The organism is Bradyrhizobium sp. CCBAU 11386, assembly GCF_028128955.1.
Lineage (GTDB): Bacteria > Pseudomonadota > Alphaproteobacteria > Rhizobiales > Xanthobacteraceae > Bradyrhizobium.
Genome location: NZ_LBKA01000003.1, coordinates 1,030 through 2,267 on the forward strand (window position 1 = coordinate 1,030; position 1,238 = coordinate 2,267).

Annotated in this window: 1 protein-coding gene; it reads left to right on the plus strand. The window is 57.4% G+C overall.

Going from position 1 to position 1,238, the window contains the following annotated elements; all coding sequences use genetic code 11:
- A partial coding sequence (locus tag XI09_RS01245; RefSeq protein ID WP_271565332.1) for an MBL fold metallo-hydrolase occupies positions 1-552 on the plus strand: 552 nt, incomplete at its 5' end.
- Between the last annotated feature and the right edge of the window lie 686 nt (positions 553-1,238).

Below are 1,238 nucleotides of genomic sequence, written 5' to 3' on the forward strand. Positions count from 1 at the left end.
GATCGCAAGGCACTGGAAGGTGCCAATGTTGCGGTGACCTATGCAGAAGGGCCGGCACTGGTCGCCGATCACGGCTTCACTACGGGGCACATCGGCCAAACGAGCTTTGAGAAGCTGCTGTCCCCCAGCGCCATGAAGATCGGCGTGGACCACGGCATTGGATGCTATGCCGACAAGCTTCCGGAGGACGAACGGACGAAGGCTGTCGTCCCGGACCAGTTCCGTCACGAGATCGCCACCGCATTCAATCTGAAAGGCCGCGGATTGATCGTGTTGACGTCTTGCAGCCATCGCGGAGTAATTAACGCAATCAAACAAGCCCAAGAGGCTTCGGGTATCAGCAAGGTTCATGCGGTGATCGGCGGGTTCCATCTCGCGCCCTACAAAGAGGACTATGTGCGCGACACGATCACAGCGCTGAAGGGTATCGACATCGACTACGTCATTCCACTGCACTGCACTGGCGAGCCGTTCTACGAAATGGCAAAAGCCGAGATACCGGACAAGCTCCTGCGCTCCTACACTGGCACACGCTTCGTCTTCGCTGCCTGAGCAAGGAGGACACACGCAATCCTAGCGCTCATGGCCGCGAACAGGGTTGCAATTGCTGGCCGCAGCGGATGCTGGAGGGTCCAAATGGCATCGCCATGCCGAACGAGTAGTGCGATGCCGATGACTCTGGGCGTCGTGCTAACGATGTCCGGATTTGGGCCCGTGTGAGACATGCCGGGGCGGTCTGACGATGTCCGTTCACAGGGGTAGACCGGAAGAGAACGGCACGCGGCCAAAGTGACGATTGGACCCATTGCGGACGCGTTCCCGCCCATTGACCCGAGGTTGTCTGATGACCCATATGCAGGTCGAGGGGGCAGCACATGGTCACTCGCGCATAACCCATCGAGACCGCAGCCTTCGGTTTCTCCAGATGGTTGGCGACGATCTCTCCATGGTGTCAATGATCGCATCAAGCTGGCGAACTAACGTCGATCTATCTCGCCCTTAAGGGGGCTTCCCTTTCCACTGTGCTCTCGCTTCCCCCTGATACTGCTCTGAGAGCTTTGCCCTCGGGCGTTGTGGTGGATCAGTTGTGATCTTGATCGCTAATGATGATCGAAAGGGCGCTCAATTGAAAACCTGCTTTTGCCATTTTATCGAATGGGACAGCATCGCTGGCTTGAAGAGCATCGCCGCCAGTCACATGTGATTAAAGATCGGGGATCGTTGACCCGACACAGTGG